The sequence below is a fragment of the Tritonibacter sp. SIMBA_163 genome (assembly GCF_046535935.1).
Taxonomy (GTDB): Bacteria; Pseudomonadota; Alphaproteobacteria; order Rhodobacterales; family Rhodobacteraceae; genus Epibacterium; species Epibacterium scottomollicae.
In genome coordinates, this window is sequence record NZ_JAWJBP010000009.1 from 111203 (window position 1) to 133431 (window position 22229).

At 60.6% G+C, this 22229-nt stretch carries 21 protein-coding genes and 1 tRNA gene; 11 read left to right on the top strand and 11 right to left on the bottom strand.

Going from position 1 to position 22229, the window contains the following annotated elements:
* Positions 1-12 precede the first annotated feature (12 nt).
* The 4 genes from R0J92_RS14380 to R0J92_RS14395 all read right to left on the bottom strand — a co-directional run bounded on the left by R0J92_RS14380 (position 13) and on the right by R0J92_RS14395 (position 3826).
* Entirely contained in the window at positions 13-669 is a 657-nt protein-coding gene (locus R0J92_RS14380) for a histidine phosphatase family protein (RefSeq protein WP_411052144.1), read from the bottom strand.
* A 119-nt stretch (positions 670-788) separates the two neighbouring features.
* A complete protein-coding gene (locus tag R0J92_RS14385) occupies positions 789-1016 on the bottom strand; it encodes a WGR domain-containing protein (protein ID WP_106162684.1) in 228 nt (75 codons plus the stop codon).
* 193 nt (positions 1017-1209) lie between these two features.
* Positions 1210-1929, bottom strand: a complete 720-nt coding sequence (locus tag R0J92_RS14390) for a response regulator transcription factor (RefSeq protein ID WP_317384692.1) — start codon at positions 1927-1929, stop codon at positions 1210-1212.
* The gene (locus R0J92_RS14395) at positions 1922-3826 is read right to left on the bottom strand and encodes a PAS-domain containing protein (RefSeq protein ID WP_411052145.1); all 1905 of its coding nucleotides are present in this window, start codon (positions 3824-3826) and stop codon (positions 1922-1924) included. The genes R0J92_RS14390 and R0J92_RS14395 overlap by 8 nt, the downstream gene beginning before the upstream one ends.
* A 270-nt stretch (positions 3827-4096) precedes the next feature.
* On the opposite strand from R0J92_RS14395, the gene R0J92_RS14400 reads away from it, so the two are divergent.
* The 3 genes from R0J92_RS14400 (at position 4097) to R0J92_RS14410 (ending at position 8022) form a co-directional block, all read left to right on the top strand.
* Positions 4097-6082 (top strand): AMP-binding protein, encoded by a 1986-nt coding sequence (locus R0J92_RS14400; RefSeq protein ID WP_411052146.1) that lies wholly within the window; start codon positions 4097-4099, stop codon positions 6080-6082.
* A gap of 96 nt (positions 6083-6178) precedes the next feature.
* On the top strand, positions 6179-6997 hold the full coding sequence (locus R0J92_RS14405; protein ID WP_106162688.1) for an ABC transporter ATP-binding protein: 819 nt from the start codon (positions 6179-6181) through the stop codon (positions 6995-6997).
* Between the two features lie 38 nt (positions 6998-7035).
* Complete coding sequence (locus R0J92_RS14410; RefSeq protein WP_411052147.1) at positions 7036-8022, top strand: branched-chain amino acid ABC transporter permease; 987 nt, start codon at positions 7036-7038, stop codon at positions 8020-8022.
* 36 nt (positions 8023-8058) lie between these two features.
* Here the strand turns inward: R0J92_RS14410 and R0J92_RS14415 are convergent, their stop codons facing one another.
* Positions 8059-8463 (bottom strand): SHOCT domain-containing protein, encoded by a 405-nt coding sequence (locus tag R0J92_RS14415; protein ID WP_411052148.1) that lies wholly within the window; start codon positions 8461-8463, stop codon positions 8059-8061.
* Between the two features lie 111 nt (positions 8464-8574).
* Here R0J92_RS14415 and R0J92_RS14420 point away from each other — a divergent pair, with 111 nt between their 5' ends.
* The 6 genes from R0J92_RS14420 to R0J92_RS14445 all read left to right on the top strand — a co-directional run bounded on the left by R0J92_RS14420 (position 8575) and on the right by R0J92_RS14445 (position 15328).
* Positions 8575-8835 carry a hypothetical protein gene (locus R0J92_RS14420; protein ID WP_411052149.1) on the top strand — a complete coding sequence of 87 codons (261 nt, stop codon included), beginning with the start codon at positions 8575-8577 and terminating at the stop codon, positions 8833-8835.
* 38 nt (positions 8836-8873) lie between these two features.
* The gene (locus R0J92_RS14425) at positions 8874-9950 is read left to right on the top strand and encodes a branched-chain amino acid ABC transporter permease (RefSeq protein ID WP_411052150.1); all 1077 of its coding nucleotides are present in this window, start codon (positions 8874-8876) and stop codon (positions 9948-9950) included.
* 95 nt (positions 9951-10045) lie between these two features.
* A complete protein-coding gene (locus tag R0J92_RS14430; RefSeq protein ID WP_106162693.1) occupies positions 10046-11329 on the top strand; it encodes an ABC transporter substrate-binding protein in 1284 nt (427 codons plus the stop codon).
* A gap of 121 nt (positions 11330-11450) precedes the next feature.
* Entirely contained in the window at positions 11451-12287 is an 837-nt protein-coding gene (locus R0J92_RS14435; RefSeq protein WP_106162694.1) for an ABC transporter ATP-binding protein, read from the top strand.
* A 17-nt stretch (positions 12288-12304) separates the two neighbouring features.
* Entirely contained in the window at positions 12305-13522 is a 1218-nt protein-coding gene (locus R0J92_RS14440) for a phenylacetate--CoA ligase family protein (RefSeq protein WP_411052151.1), read from the top strand.
* Between the two features lie 126 nt (positions 13523-13648).
* Positions 13649-15328: an ABC transporter permease gene (locus R0J92_RS14445; RefSeq protein WP_411052152.1), complete on the top strand. Its 1680-nt coding sequence runs from the start codon at positions 13649-13651 to the stop codon at positions 15326-15328.
* 10 nt (positions 15329-15338) lie between these two features.
* Here R0J92_RS14445 and R0J92_RS14450 read toward each other — a convergent pair whose 3' ends face one another.
* The 4 genes from R0J92_RS14450 to R0J92_RS14465 all read right to left on the bottom strand — a co-directional run bounded on the left by R0J92_RS14450 (position 15339) and on the right by R0J92_RS14465 (position 18139).
* Entirely contained in the window at positions 15339-16202 is an 864-nt protein-coding gene (locus tag R0J92_RS14450) for a CobW family GTP-binding protein (protein ID WP_411052153.1), read from the bottom strand.
* A gap of 354 nt (positions 16203-16556) precedes the next feature.
* Entirely contained in the window at positions 16557-17567 is a 1011-nt protein-coding gene (locus R0J92_RS14455; RefSeq protein ID WP_106162697.1) for an extracellular solute-binding protein, read from the bottom strand.
* A 290-nt stretch (positions 17568-17857) separates the two neighbouring features.
* Entirely contained in the window at positions 17858-17983 is a 126-nt protein-coding gene (gene ykgO / locus R0J92_RS14460; protein ID WP_008562923.1) for a type B 50S ribosomal protein L36, read from the bottom strand.
* Between the two features lie 81 nt (positions 17984-18064).
* Positions 18065-18139: transfer RNA gene (locus tag R0J92_RS14465), tRNA-Val, on the bottom strand.
* A 156-nt stretch (positions 18140-18295) separates the two neighbouring features.
* On the opposite strand from R0J92_RS14465, the gene R0J92_RS14470 reads away from it, so the two are divergent.
* Positions 18296-19156, top strand: coding sequence for an N-formylglutamate amidohydrolase (locus R0J92_RS14470; RefSeq protein ID WP_317384681.1), 861 nt, complete (start codon positions 18296-18298; stop codon positions 19154-19156).
* A gap of 7 nt (positions 19157-19163) precedes the next feature.
* Here the strand turns inward: R0J92_RS14470 and R0J92_RS14475 are convergent, their stop codons facing one another.
* Positions 19164-20435: a DNA polymerase IV gene (locus R0J92_RS14475; protein ID WP_411052154.1), complete on the bottom strand. Its 1272-nt coding sequence runs from the start codon at positions 20433-20435 to the stop codon at positions 19164-19166.
* Between the two features lie 106 nt (positions 20436-20541).
* On the opposite strand from R0J92_RS14475, the gene R0J92_RS14480 reads away from it, so the two are divergent.
* Entirely contained in the window at positions 20542-20958 is a 417-nt protein-coding gene (locus R0J92_RS14480; RefSeq protein ID WP_411052155.1) for an NUDIX hydrolase, read from the top strand.
* A gap of 374 nt (positions 20959-21332) precedes the next feature.
* Here R0J92_RS14480 and pyrF read toward each other — a convergent pair whose 3' ends face one another.
* A complete protein-coding gene (gene pyrF, locus R0J92_RS14485) occupies positions 21333-22064 on the bottom strand; it encodes an orotidine-5'-phosphate decarboxylase (protein WP_106162700.1) in 732 nt (243 codons plus the stop codon).
* Positions 22065-22229 lie beyond the last annotated feature (165 nt).

Here is a 22229-nt window from a genome sequence, read left to right on the forward strand (position 1 = left end):
GTGCGGGGCGATCTAGAGGTGAGTGCGCGCGTATTGCCGGTCGGGCTCTTCCAGATGCGGCACCGCGTTGAAGAGGACCGGCGCATAGTGCCCGCCGATATTGTGCAGGCGGTGCAGCGAGGTGTTCATGATGGCAAGGGCGATGCGGGCAGTGGCGGCAGTATCCAGCCCGAGGCAGTGGCGCATCACCATGGAGATCAAGCCACCTGAGGTCACGACCAGCGCCGGGCCGTCGCCTTTGGCGATTTCCGACAGGGCGGCCTTGGTGCGACTCTCAAAGTCGCGCCAGCTTTCATAGGGGGCGGCAATGCGATCCGCTTCCCAGGCGGCAAAGACCTGCGGCAAATGGGCGACAAAACCTTCGCGCTCCTGCGGGATCGCCAGACCGTGCTGGGCCTCCATCGTCTTGGCGAGGGTGAAATACTCCATCTCGTTGAGGCGTGGATCGCGGATCAACTGTCCGGCGTCAAAGCCCATGGCGCGGGCGGTTTCCTCGTGCCGGGTGAGGGTGCCGCAGTAGATGCGGGCATAGTGATCCTTGCAGCTGCGTAGGTGATCGCCGAGCCATTGGGCCTGCTGGTGGCCAAGCGGACTCAGCTTGTCGTAGCTGATTTCGTCCCGTGCCCCGGTATTGGCCTGGCCGTGGCGGACCAGCGTGATCTCTGACATGCGCGCCTCTTTGATCCTGTCGCAGAATTACTAGGGGAGGGGCGCCCGGGTTGAAAGGGGCAAACTGCAAGCGATGCAGAGGGGCGGGATGCGGGGCCGTTCGGAGCGGGCCGCGGCCATCAGGCGCGGTTGTAGCCGCGCTTCAGCATCCGGTGGCGATGACGGTCGGCCGCCACCGAGGCTTCGCGCAGGTTGCCGAAGATATTGATGGTCGTTCGCCCCTTGCCACCCTTCACACCCCATTCGCGCAGGAGGGAGACCTCGTCGAAGAGGTTCATCGCGAGCTCGATCCGGTAGAACCGAGGAGGGCGGGTTTCAGCGCGATTATAGAGCAGACAGGTGGCCATATTGTCTTTTTACGCGAGCCGAATCATCGCCGCAAGAGGTCGGGTGTGCTCCCGCCCGTCGCCGGAGGAGAAAATCCTCCGCTCCCGTTGGGCGTTGCGCCGCGCCGAACTTCGCAAAGGGGGATTGCCGCAGGCCAGGCCTCTGCGGAGGCGGGAGCCCCCCTCACTCACACCGGTATGGTGGCAGGTCGGGTCAACTCCAGCTGACATCTCCGAGGAAAATATACCCGGCGCCATAGATCGTCTTGATCAGGCGCGGGTTCTTGGGGTCCTCGCGCAGTTTGGTGCGCAGGCGGGAGATGCGCACATCCATGGCCCGGTCAAAACTGTCCCCGGCCCCGCCGCCTAGTCGTTCCATCATCTGTGCGCGGGAAATCAGCCGCTTTGGGCTTTCCAGAAACAGGCGCAGCACTTCGCCTTCGGCGTGGGAAAAGGCGGTTTCCTCCCCGGCCTCGTCTTCCAGCGCGTAGCGGTCGAAATGCGCGGTCCAGCCTGAAAACTGTGCCCGATCTCCAGACGGCGCCTGTCCGCCCCGGGGGGCATCGCGCAGGCGTACGCGGATACGGGCGACAACCTCCGCCGGATCAAAGGGTTTGGTGATGTAGTCATCGGCGCCTAGCTCCAACCCGGTGACCCGATCCTGCACCTGCGCCCGACCCGAAATGATAATGACACTGGCCCCCTGTTCCAGCGCCAGCCGGTGCACCAGCGCCAACCCGTCGGTATCCGGCAGCGACAGATCCACCAGGCAGACGTCCGGTGTCACCCGTTTCAAGGCAGCTTCGAAATCTCGGGCGCGGGAAAAGCTCTGGGTGCGATATCCGGCATCCTCCAGCGTTTCCGTCAGCAGCTGGCGGATCTCCGGCTCGTCATCGAGGATCGTCACGAGAGGGGATTGATTGGCATCACGCATGGTCGGCCTTCTGTTGCAGGAGCGCCATCAGATGGGAGCTGTCAAAGGGTTTCGGCAAGAGCGGTGCTGCGGCCAATGCGGCGCGGTAGAGCGGGTCAGTGTGCGGCAGCGAGGTCATCAAAACCACAGGCGGAGCATTTGACCCGAGGCGCGTGCAGAAATCGACACCGGTGGCCTCGCCCTCCAGCTTGATGTCGGACAGGATCAGGGCGATGCCCTCGACATCGGCGACCAGCGCCACCGCCTCGTCGACGCTGGTGGCTTCCAGCACAGAATAGCCGAGGTCCATCAACAGCTGGCGATAGGTGGCCCTCAGCCCGTCACTGTCCTCGACCAGCAGCGCGATGCCACCGGTGGCTAGGGGCGCGGCGCGATAGGGCAGTCGCAGGGTGACCATGGCGCCGGAGACCGTATTGCCGATGCGGATATCGCCGCCGGCGGATTTGACCATGTCATAGACCATCGACAGACCCAGCCCGGATCCCTCCTGCCCCTTGGTGGTGAAAAACGGGTTGAGCGCATTTTCGAGCGCGTCGCGCGAAAAACCGGACCCGGTGTCGCCGACGCAGAATTCGATCCAGGTCTGCCCCACCAAATGCGCGGCCACGGTGATCTGGCCGCTGGTGCCACAGGCGTCGCGGGCATTCAGGATCAGGTTCAACAGCGCATCCTGCAATCGTCCAGGGTCGAGCAGAAAGCGCCCGTCTCCGGTGTTGTCGAGCACGCTGAGGCCGATGCCCTGCGGCAAGGAGGGCGTGGCGAGGATCTTCATCTCGTCCAGCAGCGCATGCAGGTTGGTAGCTTGCGGGCGCAAGCCCCGGTGACTTGTCATCTCCGCCATGCGGTCCAGCAGACGCCCGCCCCGGCGGGCCGCCGAGAGCGTTGCTTCCACAAGCTCCCCGGCGCCCTCCGGCAGGGCGCTGCGAGAGAGCTTTGTCTGCATGCCGAGGATGATGGTCAGGAGGTTCGAGAAATCATGCGCTAGCCCGCTGGTCATCTGCGCCGCGATCTCGCGTTTGCGGGATTGTTGCAGGGCAACGCGGGCCTGGGTTTCCTCGGTCACATCCATCGACAGGATGAACACACCGCCCTCATGGTCAGGGGTGAAGGCCACGCGCAGGCGGCGGCTATCGTGATCTTCGGTGAATTCGAACACCGGGTTCTCACCCTGATAGGCGGCCTCGAGATGTGGCGCGATGCGCGCATAGGCCGCCGGCCCCAGTGCGTCCGAGATATGCTGGCCCAGGATATCGGAGGGACGACCGGGAAACACCCGGCTGAGCCGCCCGTTGGTGAAGGTATAATGCCCTTCACTGTCCACATGGGCGATATGGGCGGGCATCATCTCGGTGGTCAGGCGGGTGCGGGCCTCGGTCTGTTTCAGTTGGCGCTGGGTTTCCTCCAGCGTCTTGATGGTTGCGGCCAGCTTGCGGTTGGTGGCGGAGAGTTCTTCGGTATAGCCGGTCACCTGATCCGACAGTTCCTCGGAGCGGGCGCGCAGCAGCGCCTCCACCCGTTTGGTGCGGGTGATGTCGGTGTAGACGGTGACCCAGCCACCCTGGGGCAGGGGCGCCCCCTCGATGGAAATCACCTGCCCATTGGCCCGTTGGCGCTCCACGTAATGCGGAACGAAAGCGCGCGCCTGATCGACCCGCTGCTGCACAAACTGGTCGATGTCGTCGATCAGCCCATAGTCGCCCTGTTCGGCGATAAAGCGAATGGTGGCGGCAAAGCTCGCGCCCTCCTCGACCAGTTCGGGCGGCAGGTTGAACATTTCACGAAACCTGTTGTTGCAGGCCGACAGGCGCAGGTCGCTGTCATAGATCGACAGGGCCTGTGCGATCAGGTTGAGGCCTGCGTCCACCATCGTCGTGCGCTGTGCGTGTGTTTGTCTCATACGTGCTCCCCGCGTCTTGGCTAGCAGTTTGACCGAGACAGGCAAAGCGGCTTGTGACCTTTGTGCGCTTGGAGGCTATGTCGTCCTGTGGCCGTTCGCCCCTGTAGTCTGCGGCGCTTGTTACAATTTGATAGATTTCAGAAATCTTCGCGAAAAACTTGCTTTGTTACAAAGGTGCTGTCCTACTGAGGACATAAGGGTTGCGCCCCACAGATGTGGGAGATGCGATCAATCCGGTCGGGGAGGACCGGATATGGGAGGAGTAAATACGTGTCTCAGACCGCTGCGCAGACATCGTCTGGCGCCGGGCAGCTTCTGTCTGTTCCGGCCCTGCTGGAGAAGAACGCAACTGTCCATGCCAACCGCCCGGCCTACCGGGAAAAGGAATTTGGCATCTGGCAAAGCTGGACCTGGAAGGAAACCGCCGAGGAGATCGATGCGCTTGCGTTGGGTCTGTTGAACCTCGGGGTCTCTGAAGGGGATTTCATCGCCGTCATCGGTCGCAACCGGCCCTCGCTCTACTGGTCGATGGTGGCCGCGCAGAGCGTCGGTGCGGTGCCGGTGCCGATCTATCAGGATTCCGGTGCCGAGGAGATGGCCTATGTGCTGGATCACTGCGGCGCGGCCTATGTGATCGCCGGGGATCAGGAACAGGTCGACAAGGTGGTCGAGATCAAGGACCAGCTGACCAACCTGAAACACATGATCTATATCGACCCACGCGGTTTGCGCAAATATGATCACAGCCATCTGCATCAGTATAGCCATGTGCAGGAGCAGGGGCGCGCCGCGCGCGATGAGCTGAGCGCCGATCTGGCGGCCCGTCGCGGCAAGCTCGACTACGAGTCGACCTGCGTGATGCTCTACACTTCGGGGACCACCGGACGACCCAAGGGCGTGGTATTGTCGAACCGCAACGTGATTGAGAGCGCCAAGAACGCAAGCGAGTTCGATCATCTGACGGCGCAAGAGGACATTCTCTCTTATCTGCCGATGGCCTGGGTGGGGGATTTCATCTTCTCGCTGGGGCAGGCGTTCTGGTGCGGGTTCTGCGTGAACTGCCCAGAGAGCGAAGACACCATGATGACGGATCTGCGCGAGATCGGTCCGACTTATTTCTTTGCCCCGCCGCGGGTGTTCGAGGGCCAGCTGACCAATGTGATGATCCGCATGGAAGACGCCGGAAAGCTGAAGCGGCGCATGTTCCATCACTTTCTGGCGCATGCAAAGAAGGTTGGCGGGTTGATCCTGGATGGCAAGACCGTCAGCACGATGGACCGGCTGAAATATGCGCTGGGCAATATCCTGGTTTATGGACCGCTGAAGGACACGCTGGGCTATGGCCGCATTCGTGTCGGCTATACTGCAGGCGAGGCGATCGGGCCGGAGATCTTTGATTTCTATCGCTCTCTCGGCATCAACCTGAAGCAGCTTTATGGTCAGACCGAGGCGACGGTGTTCATCACCGTACAGCCCGACGGACAGGTTCGTGCGGACACTGTAGGGGTGCCCGCGCCGGATGTGGAACTCCGCATCGCCGACAATGGCGAGATCTTCTATCGCTCGCCCGGCACCTTTGTCGAATATTACAAGAACGCGGAATCTACCGCGTCGACCAAGGATGCCGAGGGCTGGGTTGCCACTGGGGACGCGGGCTTCATTGAAGAAAGCTCCGGCCACCTGCGGATCATCGACCGGGCCAAGGACGTGGGCAAGATGGCCAATGGCGCGTTGTTTGCCCCCAAATATGTCGAGAACAAGCTGAAGTTCTACCCGGATATCCTGGAGGCGGTGGTGTTCGGCAATGAGCGGGATCGCTGCGTGGCTTTCATCAACATCGACCTGACGGCGGTGGGCAACTGGGCTGAGCGCAACAATATCGCCTATGCCTCCTATCAGGAGCTGGCCGGGCACCCGCGGGTGCTGGAGACAATCCGCAACCATGTGGAGGCGGTCAATGTCTCGGTGGCGCAGGACGAGATGCTATCGGGCTGTCAGATCCACCGGTTTGTGATCCTGCACAAGGAACTGGACGCCGATGACGGCGAGATGACACGGACCCGCAAGGTGCGCCGTCGCATCGTCGAGGAGAAATTCGCTGATATCATTGCCGCGCTCTACGACGGCTCCGATCAGGTTTCGACCCGCACAGAGGTCACCTATGAGGATGGGCGCAAGGGGGCGATCAGCGCGACGCTGACCTGCGTCGACGCCAAGGTGCAATCGGCAATCACCCGGGCGGTGGCCGCAGAATGACGGTTGAGACGACGCTCGTGCAGGCCAGCTGCACATCGCCCCGCCCACCGTCCCTTGCCACCCTTTCGTGTGGCGCGAATTCCCAAGGAGTGACCCATGCTTGATGCCTCCGACAGCTTTGTGACCGAGGATGGCCGCACCATCGGTGGCGTGGTCATGGAAATGAAGAATATCACCCTGCGCTTTGGCGGTGTGGTGGCGATCAAGGATATCTCCTTCGACATCCGCGAAGGCGAGATCCGCGCCATCATCGGTCCCAATGGGGCTGGCAAATCTTCGATGCTGAACGTGATTTCCGGATTCTATGTGCCGCAGGAGGGCGAGGTGCTGTTCCACGGCAAGCAGCGCCCGCCGATGCGCCCTTATGAGGTGGCGCGTCAGGGGATTGCCCGCACGTTCCAGAATATCGCCCTTTTCGAGGGCATGAGCGTTCTGGACAACGTTATGACCGGGCGCCTGAACAATATGAAAGCGGGCCTGTTCCAGCAGGCCTTCTGGAAGGGCCGCGCGGAAAAGGAAGAGGTCGCGAACCGCGAAGTCGTGGAAAAGATCATCGACTTCCTGGAGATCCAGGCGATCCGCAAGACGCCTGTGTCACGCCTGCCCTACGGGTTGAAGAAACGCGTCGAACTGGCCCGGGCGTTGGCCGCCGAGCCGAAGCTGTTGCTGCTGGACGAGCCGATGGCCGGCATGAATGTCGAGGAAAAGGAGGACATGTCCCGCTTCATCCTCGATGTGAACGACGAATTCGGCACCACCATCGCGCTGATCGAACACGACATGGGCGTGGTTATGGACCTGTCGGATCGTGTCGTGGTGATGGATTACGGCAAGAAGATCGGCGACGGCACACCGGATGAGGTGCGCAACAATCAGAACGTCATCGACGCCTATTTGGGGGTGTCCCATGACTGATCTTGGCCGCAAGCAAGCAATGAACAAGGAGGCGCACCATGCCTGATCAACTGATCTTTGCCATGGAGGTGACGCTGAACGGGCTGATGGCCGGGGTGCTTTATGCGCTGGTCGCGCTGGGCTTCGTGCTGATCTACAAGGCGTCGGGAATTTTCAACTATGCGCAAGGGGTTATGGCGCTGTTCGCGGCTATGACCCTGGTCGGTATCATGGAAGGGCAGGTGCCGTTCTCGCATCTGATTAATGCCCTGTTCGGTGGGCATATCACCCATTTCGGCTGGACGGTTCCGTCCTTCGTGGCGATCCTGATGACGGTGGCTGTAATGGTACTGCTGGCCTGGCTGGTGCAGGTGTTGGTGATGAAGCATCTGGTCGGGCAGGAACCGATCATCCTATTCATGGCGACCATCGGTCTGGCCTATTTCCTCGAAGGGGTGGCGGACCTGATGTGGGGCTCCGAGATCAAGACGCTGGACGTCGGCCTGCCGCAGGGCATCAACCTGTGGATCGACGAGACGACCTTCGGGATCTTCGGGTACGGCTTCTTCATCGACAATCTTGATATCGTGGCGACGGTGATCGCGGCGCTGCTGGTGACCGGCCTTGTGCTGTTCAGCCAGTATACCAAACAAGGGCGTGCGATGCGGGCGGTGGCGGATGACCACCAGGCGGCGCTGTCGGTGGGGATCTCGCTGAACTTCATCTGGGTGCTGGTCTGGTCGGTTGCGGGCTTTGTCGCGCTGGTGGCCGGCATCATGTGGGGCACAAAGTCTGGCGTGCAGTTCTCGCTGTCACTGATCGCGCTGAAGGCACTGCCAGTGCTGATGCTCGGGGGCTTCACCTCGATCCCCGGAGCCATCGTCGGCGGTCTGATCATCGGCGTGGGCGAGAAACTGTTCGAGTTCCTCATCGGCCCGATGGTCGGTGGTGCAACCGAGAATTGGTTCGCCTATGTGCTGGCGCTGATCTTCCTGGTGTTCCGCCCGCAGGGCCTGTTTGGCGAGAAGATCATTGAACGCGTTTGACCCGCATATCCGCCCCGCTTCCCAATTCCTGCAGCGTCAGCCCTGCATGCGTTGGAAGGCGGCGATGACCACAGCGGCAAACACCGTGACGGCCAATGTCAGCGCGATGGTGATGTCACCGATCAACTGCCCCACGAGGAAGGTCATCAGCCCCGCGGCACAGAGCCCGACAAGGCATAGCCCCCAGAAAAACGACATGTCGCTGTTCTCGGCCGTGTCTGATCGACGGGCCTCGGCAGGCATTGCACTTGGTGCGGCCCGGCTGGATGCCGCAGCGGGTGCAGGGCGGCGCGGCCGTGCGCGAGAGGGCTTTGATCCCGCAGGCTCAAGGTCGGCGTCTTCAACCAAAGACAAAAGCTTTGATCGGGCGTCTGCATATTGCGCGTCCGTCAGCTCCCCTCGCTTCCGCGCAGCATCCAGCTGCCGGAGTCTCTCCAACATTACGGTCATATCACCCACTCACTTTTCCCACGGGCAACGTGCCGCTGAGATTTGGGCAAAATGTGGCGAAATGCAGAAACCTGACGAAATGGTTAACGGGAGGAGCCTCTGATGACGAAATTTCTGGCCCTGCTCAACGTCATTGCCTGGTCCGGTTTCTGGGCCTTCGGGTACCTCGCCGTGACGGGGGATGGCTACACCAAAGGGCAGGTGACAGTGGCCACAATACTTGCGGCCGCCGGTCTGTTTGCGGGTCTCTTCGCCTATCTGAGGCTGGTCCGGATTTCAGAGCGCAAAGGCTACGCCCAACCCTCAAACCGCATGACGCGTGATCAGCGCGATGCAGCCCAGTCGAATTGGGGAGAGGTTTGATGCAAAACGATAAATTCAACCAAGGGAGCCTCTGAATCATGTTCTACCGTGAAGCCGGGGATTTCAAAGCCTCCTATGTCGAGGACAGCCAGACCTTTCCCATCAAGTTCGACCGATATCGCTACTATGCGGTGCTGGCGCTGGCCTTTGGGGTGATCCCGTTCCTCGTGAATGACTACTGGGTCAATGCGATCCTGCTGCCGTTCCTGATCTATGCGATCGCGGCGATCGGGCTCAACATACTTGTTGGTTACTGCGGGCAGGTCTCGCTGGGGACCGGGGGCTTCATGGCGGTGGGGGCCTATGCCTGCTACAAGCTTATGACGGCCTTTCCCGAGGTTTCGATGTTCATCCACGTGTTGCTGGCGGGGGGAATCACCGGGCTGGTCTGCGTGTTGTTCGGTCTGCCGAGCCTGCGTATCAAGGGGTTCTACCTCGCGGTGGCGACTTTGGCGGCGCAGTTCTTTCTGGTGTGGCTCTTCAACCGGGTGCCTTGGTTCTACAACTACTCCGCCTCCGGCCAGATCAACGCGCCGGAACGCGAGGTGTTCGGCATCATCATCACCGGCCCTCATGCGCCGGCCTGGGCGACTTATATGTTCTGCCTGATCTTTCTGACCTTCTGCGCGATCGTCGCCCGCAATCTGACCCGTGGCACCCAAGGGCGCAGCTGGATGGCAATCCGCGACATGGACATCGCCGCGGAGATCATCGGGGTCAATCCGATGAAGGCGAAAATGACCGCATTTGCAGTCTCCGGCTTCTTTGTCGGCATCTCGGGGGCGCTGTTCTTTTCGGTCTACCTCGGTGCGGTCGAAGTGGGAGAGGCCTTTGGCATCAACAAGTCATTCCTGGTGCTGTTCATGGTCATCATCGGTGGTTTGGGCTCAATCTTTGGCTCCTTTGCGGGCGCGGCCTTCCTGGTGCTGCTGCCGGTGGTGCTGAAGGTTGTCGGCGTCGACATGCTGGGCTGGCCCACTGATATCGTGGCGCATTTCCAGCTGGTCATCGTGGGCGCACTGATCGTGACATTCCTGATCCTGGAGCCGCACGGGTTGGCGCAGCTCTGGCGTGTGACCAAGGAGAAGCTCCGGCTCTGGCCCTTCCCGCACTGATCGGGGTGGGCGACGACCTCGCCGGGTCCAGCGAAGGAGGAGGCTGGGCTCGATCACGACACCATCGGAATAAATTCAAGGGAGGATGATACCCGATGACACTGAAACTGACGACTCTGGCGCTGAGTGCGCTGATGGCCGCAGGTCCTGCAATGGCGGACCTCGTATTCCCGGACCTGAGCTATCGGACCGGTCCCTATGCAGCGGGCGGCATTCCGTTCTCTGACGGCTACAACGACTACTTCACGCTGGTCAACGAGCGGGACGGCGGCATCGGCGGTGTCAAGGCACGCGTGATCGAGTGCGAGACCGGCTACAACACCGAAAAGGGTGTGGAGTGCTATGAATCCACCAAGGGCGAAGGCGCGCTGGTCTATCAGCCGCTGTCCACCGGCATCACCTATCAGCTGATCCCCAAGGTCACGGCAGACGGCATTGCGCTGCACACCATGGGGTATGGCCGGACGTCGGCTGCAAACGGCAAGGTGTTCTCCAACGTCTTCAACTACCCGGCGAACTATTGGGATGGGGCGTCCGGCGTCATCAATCACCTGCTGGAAGAAAACGGCGGTGACCTGAACGGCAAGAAGGTCGCGCTGGTCTATCACAACTCCGCCTATGGCAAGGAGCCGATCCGCACGCTGGAAGAGCTGGGCAAGAAGCATGGTTTCGAGCTGAGCCTGCTGCCGGTTGACCATCCCGGTCAGGAGCAGAAATCCCAGTGGCTGCAGATCCGCCGCCAGCAACCCGACTATGTCGTGATGTGGGGCTGGGGCGTGATGAACCAGGTTGCCATTCAGGAAGCTGCCAACATTCGCTTCCCGATGGAGAACTTCATCGGCGTGTGGTGGTCCGGCTCCGATCACGATGTGATCCCGGCGGGTGCCAAGGCGGATGGCTACAAGGCCGTGACCTTCCACAACGTCGGCGATGACTTCCCGGTCTTTGACGACATCCAGACGCATGTGGTCGACAAAGGTCTGGCCGCAGGTGCGGGCGATCAGATCGGCAAAGTGGCCTATAACCGCGGCATGTATGCGGCGATGCTGGCGGTCGAGGCTGCCAAGACCGCACAGGAGATCCACGGCACTGCGGAGATCGACGCCGCGATGATGATCGACGGCATGGAAGGTCTGGAACTCACGGCTGAAAAGATGACGGCACTGGGCATGCAGAACTTCGGCCCTGCTTTCAATGTGTCCTGTGAAAACCACGGCGGTCCGGGGCTTGTCGGGGTGACGCAATGGGATGCGGATACGCAGACCTGGTCGCTGATCTCGGGCTTCAACCCAACCGACTCCGATGTGATCGGTGCATTGGTGGCCGAGGACTCCGCGTCCTATGCAGCCGAAAATAACATCGAAGAACGCTGCAACTAAGCGGTCCTGTCGCGCCGGGAGAGGTCTCTCGGCGCGGCTTCAACAACTCATATGATGTGGCGCAGGGCCGCCGCATCGGTTCCGTCCCAAACGGACACTGGCGAAAGGGATAGCTTTCGAGATGCTGGACGCGGCGAACACCACAGATGTGCAGGCGGAGACGCTGCTCGAAGTCAATAATATCGAGGTGATCTACAACCACGTGATCCTCGTGCTGAAAGGCGTGAGTCTGAACGTGCCCAAGGGCGGGATCACCGCGCTTCTGGGGGGCAACGGGGCTGGCAAGACCACGACCCTGAAAGCAATTTCCAGCCTGCTGCATTCCGAACGCGGCGAGGTCACCAAGGGTTCGGTGCGCTATCGCGGCAAGGATGTGCATGCGCAGGATCCGGCGGATCTGGTGCGCAAGGGGGTGATCCAGGTGATGGAGGGTCGCCATTGTTTTGAGCACCTGACGGTCGAGGAAAACCTGCTGACCGGCGCCTATACGCGCGGCGATGGCAGTGCCAAAATTCAAGACGATCTGGAGATGGTCTATACTTATTTCCCCCGGCTGAAGGAGCGCCGCAAAAGTCAGGCAGGCTACACCTCCGGCGGGGAGCAGCAGATGGTCGCCATGGGGCGCGCCTTGATGAGCCGCCCCGAGACGATCCTGCTCGATGAGCCATCAATGGGCCTGGCGCCGCAGCTTGTGGAGCAGATCTTTCAGATCGTGAAGTCGATCAACGAGAACGAAGGCGTGACCTTCCTGCTGGCTGAGCAGAACACCAACGTGGCGCTGCGGTATGCCCACTATGGCTACATTCTGGAATCCGGCCGGGTGGTAATGGACGGCCCAGCGGCGGAGCTGCGCGAGAACCCGGATGTGAAGGAATTCTACCTCGGGATGTCCGAAGAAGGCCGCAAGAGCTTCCGTGACGTGCGGTCCTACCGCCGTCGCAAGAGGTGGCTGAGCTGAGGCGGGGAGAGATGACCATGACTTATTTTGATGCATTGGAAACCCGCAGCGCAGATGAGCGGGCCGCAGATCTGGCCAAGCTGTTGCCAGAGCAGATCGCCCGCGCAAAATCGGCGCCCGGCTTTGCCGCCCTGCTGAGCGACGTGAATCCGGCGCAAATCTCGACAGTTGCGGATCTTGCGCGCCTGCCCGTTCTGCGCAAGGCGGAGCTGAGCGCGGCGCAGGCGGCGCATCCACCCTTTGGTGGTTTCACCGTGAAACCGGCGCATGGCTTTGCCCATATCTTTCAGTCACCGGGGCCGATCTATGAACCCGGTGGGGTGGACCACGACTGGTGGCGCATGGGGCGTTTTCTGCATGCCGCGGGCGTGGGTCCCGGCGATGTGGTGCAGAACTGCTTTGGCTATCACCTGACGCCTGCCGGGATGATCTTTGAGAACGGTGCCCGTACGGTGGGGGCTGCGGTTCTGCCTGCTGGTACGGGGCAGACCGAACTGCAGGTCACGGCGGCGCGCGATGTGGGCGCGACCACCTATGCCGGCACGCCGGATTACCTGAAGGTGATCCTCGACAAGGCGGAGGCCATGGGGGTGACACTGGGGTTCAAGAAAGCTGCGGTGGGTGGCGGCGCGCTGTTCCCCAGCTTGCGTCAGGATTACGCGGATCGCGGCATTGCGTGTCTGCAGTGCTATGCCACCGCAGATTTGGGCAATATCGCCTATGAGAGCGCCGCGATGGAGGGGATGATTGTCGACGAACAGGTCATCGTCGAGATCGTCACACCCGGCACCGGCACCCCGGTTGCACCGGGTGAAGTCGGCGAGGTGGTGGTGACCACGCTCAACCGCGATTACCCGCTGATCCGTTTTGCCACCGGCGATCTGAGCGCGGTGATGCCCGGTGAGAGCCCCTGTGGCCGCACGAACCTGCGTATCAAGGGCTGGATGGGGCGCGCCGATCAGACCACCAAGATCAAGGGCATGTTCGTACGCCCCGAGCAGGTGGCAGCGCTGGTTGAAAAACATGACGAGATCGTCAAGGCGCGCGTCGTGGCCTCCCGCGAAGGCGAGATGGATGTGATGACCGTCCAGATCGAGGCCGAAGGCGGCGACGAGATCAGCTTTGCCCGCTCGGTTATTGATGTGCTGAAGATGAAGGGCGCCGTGGATGTGGTTGCCCCGGGGAGCCTGCCTAAGGATGGCCTCGTGATCGAGGATCAGCGCAGCTACGACTGATCTGCAGCCTCTTGCTGGACCCGACAGTGCCGCCGCTGCCGACATGCCGTCGCAGCGGCGGTTTCTCGCTGGAATTTCCGACAGAAATGCTTGAAACAGGTGCGACTCTGTTCAAAGGCAGGATGAATGACGCAAGCAAGCCAGACACAGGCGCCAGTAGCCCACCGCCAAAGCGCCGCCCGGAGCAGGGGCACACGCGGCTTTGCACTGCTGGCCTGGATCGTCGCGCTGTCCTGCCTGCTGCCGATGGTGGCGGTTGGTATCGCGGCGCTGACGGGAGGGGTGGAGACGATCTCGCATCTCGCGGATACTGTGCTGCCCCGCTATGCGCGTACCACGGTCTATCTGGTGCTGCTGGTGTCGTTGGGCACATTCTCCATCGGCGTGGGGGCGGCCTGGCTGGTCACCATGACCCGGTTTCCCGGCGTGCGGTTCTTCGAGGTGGCGTTGGTGCTGCCGCTGGCGTTTCCGGCCTATGTTCTGGCCTATGCCTATACATTTCTGCTCGACCATCCGGGGATCGTGCAGTCGACCCTGCGGGATGTGACAGGCTGGGGGCCGCGCGACTACTGGTTCCCGGAAATCCGGTCTCTTGGCGGTGCGGCGCTGATGCTGGTGCTGGTGCTTTACCCATATGTCTACCTGCTGGCGCGAGCCGCCTTCCTGCAGCAAAGCTCCAGCGCGTTTCTTGCGGCGCGGGCGTTGGGGGATAGCTCCTGGCGCGCGTTTTGGCGTGTCAGCCTGCCGATGGCGCGGCCTGCGGTGGCCTCGGGCGTGTTGCTGGCGGTTATGGAGACCATCGCGGATTATGGCACAGTGGCCTATTTCGGGGTGCAGACCTTTGCCACGGGCATCTACACCAGCTGGTTTTCGCTGGGAGATCGTGGGGGAGCTGCGCAACTTGCCCTCTGTCTGTTGGGGTTTGCATTGATGCTCGCGGTGGCAGAGCGTGTCAGCCGCGGCAAGGCGCGTTACCACCACGCCGGAAAACAACAAGCCGCACTGCCCCCGGCGACACTGAGCGGCGGCAATGTGATTGCGGCTTGGGTGCTTTGCGCACTGCCGGTGATCTTTGGGTTCCTGGTGCCGTTGGTGAGCCTGACGTTGATGGGGCTTGAGTCTGAACAGAACCTGCTGAGCAGCCGCTATATTGCCTTCATCAAGAACTCGCTGACGCTGGCGAGTATGGCGGCGCTTATAACGCTGCTGGCGGCGGTCAGCCTTGGATTCTACCAACGTCTCCGCCCGGGCAAGCTATCGAGCGCAGCCGCGAATTTTTCGCGCCTTGGCTATGCGGTGCCGGGCGGAGTGATCGCGGTGGGTTTGATGGTGCCATTTGCCGCTTTCGACAACGCGCTTGACGCCTGGATGCGCGCCAACTTCGGCATTCGGACAGGGCTGCTGGTCACCGGTTCGATCTGGCTTCTGGTGATGGCGTATGTTGTGCGCTTCATGGCGGCAGCGCTGGGGGCTTATGAAGGGGGGCAGGCAACGGTTCATGCCAATATGGACGCTGCTGCGCGTTCATTGGGTCAGAGCCCATTTGGCATGCTGCGCCGGGTGCATCTGCCGATCCTGACGCCAAGCCTGCTGACGGCGCTGTTGATCGTCTTTGTCGACGTCATGAAGGAGCTGCCTGCAACATTGATCATGCGGCCGTTCAATTTCGATACGCTGGCGGTGCAGGCGCACCGGCTGGCGGCGGATGAACGGCTCGAAGGGGCCGCTGTACCATCACTGGTGATCATGGCGGTGGGGTTGCTTCCGGTGATCCTGGTCTGTCGGCAAGTGCGACGCCGGACTTAAGGCGCTTAGGTCAGGAGCCGCTCCACCAGGCCTCGATCTCGGCGTGGCTCACGCGTTGCTCCGGGCCAAGGGCAACCAGAAGCGTTTCATCCGCAACACAGCGGCGTGCCTCAACATGGCGACCGACAATATGCAACTCATAGGCACCACCTGAGGTCAGCACGAAGCCTTTCATCCGGTAGAGCCCCTCTGGCCGGTCGGCCAGTTTGTCACCCAATGCCCGACGGTCCATGACCGTTTTGCTGCGATGTTGCCAGCTGACGTATCCGGGGTGCGGCGCAGGGGTCGTGCCGCGCGGGAGCGGCACGATATCGAATAGCATGCGAGACAACTCCATATCGGCGATCCGAGTTGGAGTTCGAGCCCCCACCTGACGGAGCTGATCGAGCAACTCTGTTTCGGGCGCGCTGTCGAGTTTGCTGAGAAGAACCAGATCTGCCGCGCAGATTTGCTGCGCCACCTGGGGTTTCAGCAGTGGATCATCCATCAAGGTGGAAAAGCTGGAACCATCCACCACGGTGACAATACCTGCATAGCTGAGGCGGCTGTCATTGAGCAACGCATTGGCGATTGCAACTGGCTCGGCGACACCACTGGCTTCGATCAGGATATGATCAGGCTGTGTCCCGCGGGTCAGGATCTCATTGACGCTCAAGGCTAGGTCATCACCAAGCGAGCAACAAACGCAGCCGTTGGTCAACGCAATCCTGTCGACATCCGCATCTGCAATAAGCGAGGCGTCGATATTGATGCTGCCGAAGTCATTGACCAAAACGGCCAGACGCAAGCCGTGATCCTCGCCAAGCAGCGCGTTGATCAGAGTTGTCTTACCCGCGCCGAGATATCCGCTGATGATCGTAACTGGCGTGCGCATCAGGACATGCCCCTGCGCATCAAGTGCATCGCAATCGGCATGTCAACCGAGCTCCCCGCTTTATGAATTTGCAATCTCTATGTCTTGCTTGGCGCGACTCTATAGGTTCTGAGGACGGCTCGGTCCAGACAAAGATTCGGCAGAAGCTGGGAGCAAATCACCTGTTTCGAGCTTGCTCCCTGATTTCACATCAGAAAAATTGTATGAAAATTCAAATTTCTGGGGGACGGCTTCAGTTCTCTGCATTTGTTCACGCGTTGCAGATTGGGAATCCCGCTCCCGATTCTTGCAAAGCGGATGCAAAATAGGGCGCAGCCGAAACTGCGCCCTCTCTCTCGAATACGCTAGAGCTGCTTACTCCCAGCCAACCTCGTTGAAGATTTTCTGCGCGGTCGGAAGGTTCAGAGCAACTTTGGACAGTTCGACATCATCGGCGACAAATTCACCCAGCTTTGCCACGCTTTCAGACTTTTCGACCGAAGGAACGGCAGGGAACTCGTCGTTGCCACCGGAGAAATACTGTTGCGCCTGATCGGATGCGAGATACTCCAGAAACTTGACCGCGTTGTCGCGGTTCGGTGCATGGGCCGCAACGCCGCCACCGGACAGGTTCATATGCGCACCTTCCGCGTCCTGAGACGGGAAAACCCACGCAATCTTGTCGATGTCGGCTGAGAGGCCTTTGACATCCTTCCGCAGCGCACGGGCAAAGTAATAGGAGTTGGCAACCGAGACATCACATTCGCCGGAGATGATTCCGCGCAGCTGATCGGTGTCGCCACCCTGCGGCGCGCGCGCAAAGTTCTCCACCATGCCAGCGGCCCATTCACGTGCCTTTTCCTCACCGTGGTTTTCGATGATCGCAGAGAGCAGCGTCTGGGCATAGACGTTGCTGGAGGACCGGTGGCAGACCATGCCTTTGTACTCGGGCTTGATCAGATCCATGTAGGTCGCCGGCGGGTTGTCCACGTCGGCCTTGTCGTAGAACACGATGCGGGCGCGCTGTGAAAAGCCGAACCACTGGTTGTCGGCGTCCTGCAGGTTGGACGGGATCCGGTCTTCGAGCACGCTGCTGTCGATCGATTGCAGAACCCCTGCGTCCTTCGCACGCGCCAGACGGGAGGTATCCACTGTCAGCAGGATGTCCGCCGGAGAGTTTGCGCCCTCGGCCTGCATCCGGGCGATCAGCTCATCAGCCTTGCCTTCGATGCGGTTGATGGTGATGCCGGTGGCCTCTTCAAAGTCGGAGTAGAGGCGTTCATCGGTGTCGTAGTGGCGAGAGGAGTACAGGTTGACTACTCCGTCAGCGACGGCAGTGGTCGCAAGACTCGCGGCGATTACAGTTGCAAAAACGTTGATTTTCATGAGCTTTTCACCCCTCTGAATGTCGCTTGTTCCTGGGTGGCACCTCCTCGCGCCAAAACCCAAGTTGTTTAGTCAATTACTACACTGCGCGCGAAATGTAAGGGGTAACTGATTAATTCTGTCAGAAAATTCTTCTGTCGCGAAGGTCATGCCTCACGATTGAATGACGCCCCCTGGCCAGGCGGCGTGTCAGTCAACTTCTGTGCGAGATACTGGGAGCACAAAAACAAAAAACCGCATCCGAAGATGCGGTTTTCCGGAGCCCCGTGAGAGGCGTCATATGCTGTATGTCAGCCCTGACGAGCTTTGAACCGACGCTGGGTCTTGTTGATCACGTAAACGCGACCTTTGCGACGCACAACCCGGCAATCACGGTGCCGGTTCTTCAGCGAACGGAGCGAGTTCTTGACCTTCATGGTCTCTCTCCTTGTCTGCGGCGCGAACCAGCGCCTGGGTTAGCGGGCGTTCCGGCGCCTGAGCCCGAAACAATGAAATCATGGTGGGCGGTACAAGGATCGAACTTGTGACCCCTTCGATGTCAACGAAGTGCTCTACCGCTGAGCTAACCGCCCATGATGCCAACAACAAAACAATTTGCTACGCCGTTTGGCGCATCGCTTCGCGTCAGTGAAAAGGCGTATAAAAGGAGTCGATTGTGGGCGCAAGAGCTTTTGCCACAGAAATATAAACTCTATGCTGTGACTCTCAGGCGGGAAAGTGGAGCTGGCATGTCACGTCAGGCATATTCGGTTGAAATGCCACAGATGTGGCAGTCCCCGGTGGTGATCGCATCGCCGCATAGCGGCTCGAACTATCTGAAAACCTTTGTTTCTCAGTCGGTTCTCGACGCAAAACGCTTGCGCAGCAGCGAGGATGCATTTGTCGACCAGCTGTTCGCTGTCGCGCCTGAGTTCGGGATGCCCATGCTGACGGCGCAGATGCCGCGGGCATTTGTCGATCTGAACCGTTCGTCCGGTGAATTGGATCCTGCTCTGATCGAAGGGGTGCGGCGGCGCGGACAAAATCCCCGCGTGGCCTCCGGACTGGGGGTGATTCCCCGAGTCGTTTCCAACGGGCGGTCCATCTATCGCGGCAAGATCAGCATGGCAGAGGCGCAGGCGCGAATCGATCAGTACTGGACGCCCTATCACGCGGCTCTGCAGCAGTTGCTTGATGCCTCTCATGCGCGGTTCGGCGAAACCATTCTGGTTGATTGCCATTCAATGCCGCATGAGGCGGTCGAAGGCGTGTCGCCGAAACGAGCATTGCGACCGGAAATCGTTTTGGGGGATCGGTTCGGTGCGGCCGCTGACGGCTGGATCGTGGATGAGATCGAAGCGGCCTTTGCGGAGGCAGGGTTCCGTGTGGCGCGAAACGCGCCGTTTGCAGGGGCCTATATCACCCAGACCTATGGGCGACCGGCGCGGCGGCAGCATGCCATTCAGGTCGAGATTGATCGCTCTCTCTATATGGACGAGACCGACATCACGCCAAATGCGCAATTTGCAACTGTAAAAGCACAGCTCACACGTGCGCTCAGTCGTGTTGCAACCCTCGGCTCTGACCGAAAACCGATGGCTGCAGAATAAACCTACCTCAGCGTAGCGCGCGTCCCTTCAGGATGGCTTCCTTGCCAAACCGTTTGCGGATTTCGTCTGTCGCACGTTCGGCACTTGCCCGTTTTTCCGCGTTGGGATCGAGCAGATCGCCCGTGGTGTCGGCCTGTGCCTCTGGTCCAAGTTCGCTGATGCCGCATCCAAGCAGCCGGAAAGGGCCCTGGTGTACCGACTGATCCAGCAGGTGGCGCGCGGTGCGGTAGATCTGATCGGCGATCTGAGTCGGACTGTGCAGGGATTGGCGCCGGGTGAGCGTTGAATGGTTCGCGCGTTTTAGTTTCAGCGTGACCACCCGACCGGCGAGCTCCTTGGCCTTGGCCCGGTCCGAAACTTGTTCTGCTAGGCGCCACAGATGCCCATCGAGCACGTCCATCTGCATCGTGTCCTCAAAGAAGGTGGTTTCCTTGGATATGGATTTCACCGGGGTACGCGCGGACACCTTGCGGCGGTCTTCGCCGCGCGCCAGATGCCAGAGCCGGTCCCCCATGCTGCCAAAGCGCTCATGCAGGTCACGACGATCCCAACGCAATAGGTCTGAGAAGGCGCGAATCCCTGCTTTTTCCAGTGATGCTTGTGCGGCGGGGCCAATACCCCAGATGAGGCGCACGGGTTTATCGCGCAGGAATTCCCCTGTTTCGGCTTCACCAATCACTGAAAAGCCGCGTGGTTTGTCGAGGTCGGAGGCGACCTTGGCCAAGAATTTGTTGTGGCTGAGCCCGATCGAGCCGGTGACGCCGAGCTCATCCTTCATCCGCCTGACCAACCGCGCCAGCATGACCGCGGGGGGCGCGCCGTGTAGCCGCTCGGTGCCAGACAGATCCATGAAGGCCTCATCCAGTGACAGGGGTTCCACCTCTGGTGTCAGCTCATCCATCATGGCCCGGATTGCGCGGCTGGTTTCCACATAGGCATGCATCCGTGGTTTGATGACCACCGCGTCCGGACAGAGCTTCAGCGCCTGAAACATCGGCATGGCAGAGCGGACCCCCCGAATGCGGGCCACATAGCAGGCGGTCGAAACCACGCCGCGATGTGCGCCGCCGATGACTACCGGCTTGTCCGCCAATTCTGGATTGTCGCGTTTCTCGACGCTGGCATAGAAGGCATCGCAATCCATATGCGCAATGGAGAGCGTGAACAGCTCGTCATGAGCCTTGATGCGCGGGCTGCGACAAGCAGGACAGCGTCGGTGCCCCGGACGCAGCGCGCCGGGATCAAAGCAGTGCAGACAGTCGCGGCAGAGGGCTGGCATGGCGGACTCGACAAAAAAGCGCAGAAACGGGGTGTGCGCGACGCCCGCTCCGGTTAGCGTGCACCCGGCGTCAACGGGGCGCCTCTGCGCAGAGGTGAAATATACCATGAGCTTTACGGGAACGAAACTGGCGCTGTTTCTCGGCCCGCGTCTGCTGGTGATCCTGCGCGACGAGACAGTCGATATTCCCTTTCCCGGCCATTGGGACTTTCCGGGGGGCGGGCGAGAGAACGATGAGACCCCGCAGGAATGCACTCTGCGAGAGACCTATGAGGAGGTCGGGCTCGCCCTGGCGCCCGAAGAGCTGACCTACGCGCGCTGTTATCCCCGGCCGGATGGTGACAGCTGGTTCTTTGCCGCCCACCTTTCAGAAGCGAGGGTGGCGGACATCCGGTTTGGTGATGAGGGGCAGGGGTGGGAGCTCATGACACCGGCGGCCTATATTGGCCACCCACTGGGCATTCCGCGTTTCAAGGACCGGCTGCAGAACTATCTGCAGAATTCTCGGTCTGACGGGGCGTGAGGCTCCGGTGCAGCAACACAGGTAATATTGATGTTTCGGAAAGAAAGGCCCCCGCACAAGTGGCGGGGGAAGGTGACGTTTCTCAGGAAGAGGTAAACGTCAGGGGAGTGTCTCAACTCCAGATTCACCTATGAACCCATGTTTCGCAAAGCTCCAAGCCGGTTCGAGATGGATTTCTCGTTCCGACCTGTGCTTTCAATGTCACGAATGTGAAATTCAGTTTTTCGAAACTGTCAGTATTTCTGCGCGATTTGTTCTTTGATCCCCGCACCTTGTCGCCATGATATACGATGGCTTTACGGTGCGGGCTGGACTGGGTTTTAAGGTCTGCGTTTGCCCGTCTTTTGGGCAGTGCAGTCCGCAATCGAGCGGCGTTACCCCTTGTTGGGGATTTTCGTCTGTGCGCTGTTCATCTCTTTCAGAATATCCTGCGCCGCCAGACGTGGGACTTCGGCCTGCCAGATCGGACGGCCGACAACGATGTGGTCGGCGCCCGCCTCCAGCGCTTGCATCGGGGTGGTTACGCGTTTCTGGTCCCCCAGATCGGCGCCAACAGGGCGTACGCCAGGGGTCACGATCAATTTGCCTTCGGCCTCTGGCAGCGCACGGATCAGGGCGGCTTCTTGCGGGCTGGCAATCACGCCATCGGCCCCTGCAGCCAGCGCCTTGCCTGCGCGTTCCTGTACAAGATCGGTGATGTCGCCGCTCTTGATGAGCGCATCATCCAGATCATTGCGGTCGAGCGAAGTCAGAATGGTGACGGCCAAGATCTTCAGGTCCTTGCCTGCGGCACCCTCTTTGGCGGCGCGCACCACATGCGGGTCCCCATGCACGGTGAGGAAGTCGAGCTCGAACTGAGACAGGCCGCGCACTGCGTTTTCCACCGTCGCACCGATGTCAAAGAGCTTCATGTCGAGGAAGATCTTCTTGCCGAGTTCCTGTTTCAGCTCATTCGCGAGGGCCAGGCCTCCGCCGGTCAGCATGCCCAGACCGATCTTGTAGAAAGAGACGGCATCTCCCAACTGCTCGGCCAGTTTTAAGCCGGCGATGGCGTTGGGTACATCCATGGCAACGATCAAGCGGTCATCGGCGATGGGAGTGGTCATGGGCATGTCTCCGGTCTGGGGCGCTGGGTTGCGTCTTCCTAATGCCTTTGCCCCTTGCGGAAAAGGGCCTTCAGAGGTTTCTTACGTGGTTTGATCGCGGTCAAGGTTCATCAACACTTGTCATGGTAATCAGGGACTTGAAGATGTGCGGTGAATACCCACATC